Origin of the sequence: Streptomyces sp. NPDC058955 (assembly GCF_042741435.1) — a bacterium.
GTDB lineage: Bacteria > Actinomycetota > Actinomycetes > Streptomycetales > Streptomycetaceae > Streptomyces.
Map to the genome: position 1 here is coordinate 1 of NZ_JBHYKM010000108.1, position 5,345 is coordinate 5,345.

Consider the following 5,345-nt stretch of genomic DNA (forward strand, 5'->3'; position numbering starts at 1 on the left):
GGGGACCCTGTGGGAGAGTAGGACGCCGCCGAACAATCATTGTGGGAAAGCCCCGCACCTTCTGGTGCGGGGCTTTTCTGCGTTCTGCGGGACCCGGTGGCCGGAGCCGGCGGGGGCGGGAGGTAAGGTCAGGGGTCAACGTCAGTACCGTTCCCAGCAGGAGGCCCCCGGGTGGAGGTCCAGGAGACCGAGGTCCAGACGGACCGGGTCCTCACCATCCCCAACATTCTCAGCATGGCGCGACTTCTCGGCGTGCCGCTGTTCCTGTGGCTCATCCTCCGGCCGGAGTTCGGCGGGCCCAACAGTGATGTGTGGGCGCTGGTCGTGCTGATGCTCAGCGGCGTCAGCGACTACCTCGACGGCAAGCTCGCCCGGAAGTGGAACCAGATCAGCAGCCTCGGCCGGCTGCTCGACCCGGCCGCCGACCGGCTGTACATCCTGTCCACCCTGGTGGGGCTCACCTGGCGCGAGATCCTGCCACTGTGGCTGACCGTCGTGCTTTTGGCGCGGGAAGTCATGCTGCTGGTCATGGTGGGAATCCTCCGCCGGCACGGCTACCCGCCGCCGCAGGTGAACTTCCTCGGAAAAGCTGCGACTTTCAACCTGATGTACGCGTTCCCGTTGCTGCTTCTCAGTGACGGAACCGGCTGGCTGGCGTCACTCGCTGAAGTTTTCGGATGGGCTTTCGCCGGATGGGGTACAACTCTGTATTGGTGGGCAGGGATCCTCTACGTGGTCCAGGTCCGTCGACTCGTGAAGGCGGATACCGCGGCCGATTGAGCCCGTCCGTCCCGTGCCGTGCAGCGTCGCCGGCACGAACGAGGACGTCCGAGGGCGAGTGAGCGGACAGGGTTGGTCGGCAGGACCGTCGTCTCTTCAAGGAGGACGCTTCCGACATGAAGGCCGTCGTGATGGCCGGTGGCGAAGGAACCCGACTTCGCCCCATGACCTCGAGCATGCCCAAGCCTCTTCTGCCGGTGGTGAACCGGCCGATCATGGAGCACGTCCTGCGACTGCTCAAGAGGCACGGTCTCAACGAGACCGTCGTCACCGTCCAGTTCCTCGCCTCGCTCGTCCGGAACTACTTCGGCGACGGCGAGGAGCTCGGGATGGAGCTCACGTACGCCAATGAGGAGAAGCCTCTCGGCACAGCGGGCAGTGTGAAGAACGCCGAGGAAGCGTTGAAGGACGACGCCTTTCTCGTGATCTCGGGGGATGCCCTCACCGATTTCGACCTCACCGATCTGATTCGATTCCACAAGGAGAAGGGCGCCCTGGTCACGGTCTGTCTGACCCGGGTGCCGAATCCGCTGGAATTCGGCATCACGATCGTCGACGAGGAAGGACAGGTCGAGCGCTTTCTGGAGAAGCCGACCTGGGGGCAGGTCTTCTCGGACACCGTGAACACCGGCATCTACGTCATGGAGCCCGAGGTCTTCGACTACGTAGAGGCCGACGTTCCGGTCGACTGGTCCGGTGACGTCTTCCCGCGGCTCATGAAGGAGGGCAAGCCGATCTACGGCTATGTCGCCGAGGGCTACTGGGAGGACGTCGGCACCCACGAGAGCTACGTCAAGGCGCAGGCCGACGTGCTGGAGGGCAAGGTCCAGGTCGACATCGACGGCTTCGAGATCTCGCCCGGCGTGTGGGTCGCCGAAGGGGCCGAGGTGCACCCCGACGCGGTGCTGCGCGGGCCGCTGTACGTCGGGGACTACGCCAAGGTCGAGGCCGGCGCCGAGATCCGCGAGCACACCGTGATCGGCTCCAACGTGGTCGTGAAGAGCGGCGCCTTCCTGCACAAGGCGGTCGTCCACGACAACGTGTACATCGGGCAGCAGAGCAACCTCCGCGGCTGCGTCATCGGCAAGAACACCGACGTCATGCGGGCGGCCCGGATCGAGGACGGGGCCGTCATCGGCGACGAGTGCATGATCGGCGAGGAGTCGATCGTTCAGGGCAACGTCCGGGTCTACCCGTTCAAGACCATCGAGGCCGGTGCCTTCGTCAACACCTCCGTGATCTGGGAGTCCCGCGGACAGGCCCACCTGTTCGGGGCCCGCGGGGTGTCCGGGATCCTCAACGTCGAGATCACCCCCGAGCTGGCCGTCCGGCTGGCGGGGGCGTACGCGACGACGCTGAAGAAAGGTGCCACGGTCACCACCGCCCGTGACCACTCGCGCGGTGCGCGGGCCCTCAAGCGGGCCGTGATCTCCGCGCTCCAGGCCAGCGCCATCGACGTACGGGACCTGGAGAACGTGCCGCTGCCCGTGGCCCGGCAGCAGACCGCGCGGGGGAGTGCCGGCGGCATCATGGTGCGTACCTCTCCCGGGGTGCCGGACTCGGTCGACATCATGTTCTTCGACGAGCGGGGCGCGGACCTGTCGCAGGCCCGGCAGCGGAAGCTGGACCGGGTGTACGCGCGGCAGGAGTACCGGCGGGCCTTCCCCGGCGAGATCGGCGACCTGTCCTTCCCGGCGAGCGTCTTCGACTCGTACACCGGCTCCCTGCTGCGGAACGTCGACACCAGCGGGATCGCGGAGGCCGGACTCAAGGTGGTCGTGGACGCGTCCAACGGGAGCGCGGGGCTGGTGCTGCCGAGTCTGCTCGGGCGGCTCCAGGTGGACTCGCTGACCATCAATCCGGGGCTCGACGAGTCGCGGCCGACCGAGTCCGTCGAGCGGCGGCGGGCCGGGCTCGTCCGGCTCGGGGAGATCGTGGCGTCGGCGCGGGCCGCGTTCGGAGTGCGGTTCGACCCGGTGGGCGAGCGGCTGTCGCTCGTGGACGAGCGGGGCCGGATCATCGAGGACGACCGGGCGCTGCTGGTCATGCTCGACCTGGTGGCGGCCGAGCGGCGGTCCGGGCGGGTGGCGCTGCCGGTCACCACGACCCGTATCGCCGAGCAGGTGGCCGCGTACCACGGCACCCAGGTCGAGTGGACGACCACCTCGCCCGACGACCTGACCCGGGTCGGCCGGCAGGAGTCGACCATCTTCGGCGGGGACGGGCGCGGCGGGTTCATCGTGCCCGAGTTCAGCAGCGTCTTCGACGGGGCCGCGGCCTTCGTGCGGCTGATCGGGCTGGTGGCGCGGACCCAGCTCACGCTGAGCCAGATCGACGCCCGGATCCCGCGCGCGCACGTGATCAAGCGGGACCTCGCGACGCCGTGGGCGGTGAAGGGGCTCGTGATGCGGCGGGTGGTCGAGGCGGCCGGCAGCAGGTCGGTGGACACCACCGACGGCGTGCGGGTCGTGGAGGCCGACGGGCGGTGGGTGATGGTGCTGCCGGACCCCGCCGAGGCCGTCACCCATCTGTGGGCCGAGGGGCCCGACGACACCTCCGCGCAGGCGCTGCTCGACGAGTGGGCGCAGGTGGTCGAGAGCGCAGGTCGCTGACCCGACGGCGGGTGGAGGCCGGGCGGCGGCGGTAGGGAGCCGCCCGGCCTTTCCCGGGGCCATTCGGCGGTACGGCGTGCGACGTGCGACGATGTGCGGCATGTCGCAGCAGCCCCCCGTTCGGAGCACCGGTTCTCCGCCCCCGCGCCCGGACGCGTCGATGTCGCTGCTGAACAACGTCATCGACCACGCGCTGGACGATGGGTACGCGGAGGCGACCGCCCGGCGCGAGGCCGAGGGCGGCGAGCTGCCCAAGCCGCTGCGGGCCAAGCTCGGCCTCGCGGCCGGTCTGGTGCTCGCCGCCGCCGTGGTGACCGTGGGCGCCGCCGAGGCCCGGGTCTCGGCCCCCGTCGTCGCCAAGGAGCGGCAGGAGCTCATCGGCCGGATCGAGGGCGAGAACCGGGCGGCCGACGACCTGGAGCGGGACGTCGAGCGGATCCGCGCGGAGGTCGGCGAACGGCAGCGCGCGGCGCTCGAACAGCACGGCGGCGACCAGGCGGAACTGGTCGCACTGCTGTCCGGCGCCACCCCCGTGCACGGCCCGGGCGTGAAGCTCGTGGTCGACGACGCCAAGGGCTCCGACAGCGGAGGCGGCGGGCCGCGGGAGAGCGCCGGCTTCTCCGACACCGGGCGGGTCCGCGACCGCGACATGCAGCGGGTGATCAACGGGCTGTGGGAGTCGGGCGCGGAGGCCGTGTCGATCAACGGCCAGCGGCTGACCTCGCTCTCGGCGATCCGGGCCGCCGGTGACGCCATACTCGTCGACAACCGGCCACTGGTGCCGCCGTACACCGTCCTCGCCGTCGGGGACGGGCAGCGGCTGAGCACCGCCTTCCAGGACAGCGCGGACGGGCAGTACCTGCACGCGCTGGTGGAGAACTTCGGGATCCGCAGCAGCATCTCGACCGAGGGCGAGCTGAGCCTGCCGGCCGCGCCGAGCCTGATCGTACGTACAGCTGAGCCGAGGGGGGCCGGGGCGGCGCAGCCGACCGGCGGCGCCACGGCCGACAAGGGGAAGGCAACATCGTGATCGCCGTACTGGGCCTGATCGTCGGAGTCGTGGCGGGACTGCTGGTCCGGCCCGAGATCCCGGCCGTCGTCGAGCCCTATCTCCCGATCGCCGTGGTCGCCGCCCTCGACGCGGTCTTCGGCGGCCTGCGGGCCATGCTCGACGGGATCTTCGTCGACAAGGTCTTCGTCGTCTCCTTCCTCTCCAACGTGGTCGTGGCCGCGCTCATCGTCTTCCTCGGCGACAAGCTCGGCGTCGGCGCGCAGCTCTCCACCGGTGTCGTCGTCGTGCTCGGCATCCGGATCTTCTCCAACGCGGCCGCGATCCGCCGCCATGTCTTCCGGGCGTGAGGCCGATGAGTGTGAACCCGAACGAGCAGCCGGAGCCGGGCGGCGAGAAGCCGGAGGCGGAGAAGACGCCCGAGACCTCTCAGGCGCCTCGGACGCCCGAGGCGCCGGAGACGGGCGAGCCGCGTGCGGCGGCGGTGCCGCCGGCGGAGCCCGTGGCCGGTACGGAGCCGGCGGCGCGGCCCGTGGAGGGCGCTGAGAGCGCTCCCGAGGGGGCTCTGCCCTCTCCGGAGCCCGCGGCCGGTGCCGGAGGCGCCCCGGACGGGCGCCGGCGCCTGGCGGACGCCCTGTGGCCGCCGCGGGTGACGCGGGCCCAGCTCGTGGTGGCCCTGCTGCTGGCCTGTCTCGGTTTCGGCCTCGCCATCCAGGTCTCCTCGACCAGCGAGGGCAGTGCCCTGCGCGGCGCCCGGCAGGAGGACCTCGTACGGATCCTCGACGAGCTCGACGACCGGACCCAGCGCCTGGAGGACGAGAAGGCCCGGCTGGAGAAGCAGCGGTGGGGGGGGGGGGGCCCCACCCCCCCCGCCGCGGGGGGGCGCCCCGCGGCCCGCGCCGCTGAGGGGGCGCCCCGGGTGCAGCCGGCCCCGGGGGGCGGCC

The 5,345-nt window shown here is 71.0% G+C and carries 4 protein-coding genes and 1 pseudogene; all 5 read left to right on the forward strand.

Annotation, left to right across the window (positions count from 1 at the left end):
- Positions 1-171: 171 nt before the first annotated feature.
- Positions 172-780 (forward strand): CDP-alcohol phosphatidyltransferase family protein, encoded by a 609-nt coding sequence (locus ACFW1I_RS30455; protein WP_384675956.1) that lies wholly within the window; start codon positions 172-174, stop codon positions 778-780.
- Positions 781-896: 116 nt separating this feature from the next.
- On the forward strand, positions 897-3,392 hold the full coding sequence (locus ACFW1I_RS30460) for a sugar phosphate nucleotidyltransferase (RefSeq protein WP_384675958.1): 2,496 nt from the start codon (positions 897-899) through the stop codon (positions 3,390-3,392).
- A gap of 100 nt (positions 3,393-3,492) precedes the next feature.
- A complete protein-coding gene (locus ACFW1I_RS30465) occupies positions 3,493-4,422 on the forward strand; it encodes a DUF881 domain-containing protein (RefSeq protein WP_384675960.1) in 930 nt (309 codons plus the stop codon).
- Positions 4,419-4,751, forward strand: coding sequence for a small basic family protein (locus ACFW1I_RS30470; protein ID WP_030492461.1), 333 nt, complete (start codon positions 4,419-4,421; stop codon positions 4,749-4,751). Before ACFW1I_RS30465 ends, ACFW1I_RS30470 begins: the two co-directional genes overlap by 4 nt.
- A gap of 5 nt (positions 4,752-4,756) precedes the next feature.
- Positions 4,757-5,345: pseudogene (locus tag ACFW1I_RS30475) on the forward strand (hypothetical protein); the annotation flags it as partial.

Bases quoted from the DNA above. Each gene is read 5' to 3' on its own strand.
- ACFW1I_RS30465 (WP_384675960.1), top strand. From the start codon at position 3,493: ATGTCGCAGCAGCCCCCCGTTCGGAGCACCGGTTCTCCGCCCCCGCGC.
- ACFW1I_RS30460 (WP_384675958.1), top strand. From the start codon at position 897: ATGAAGGCCGTCGTGATGGCCGGTGGCGAAGGAACCCGACTTCGCCCC.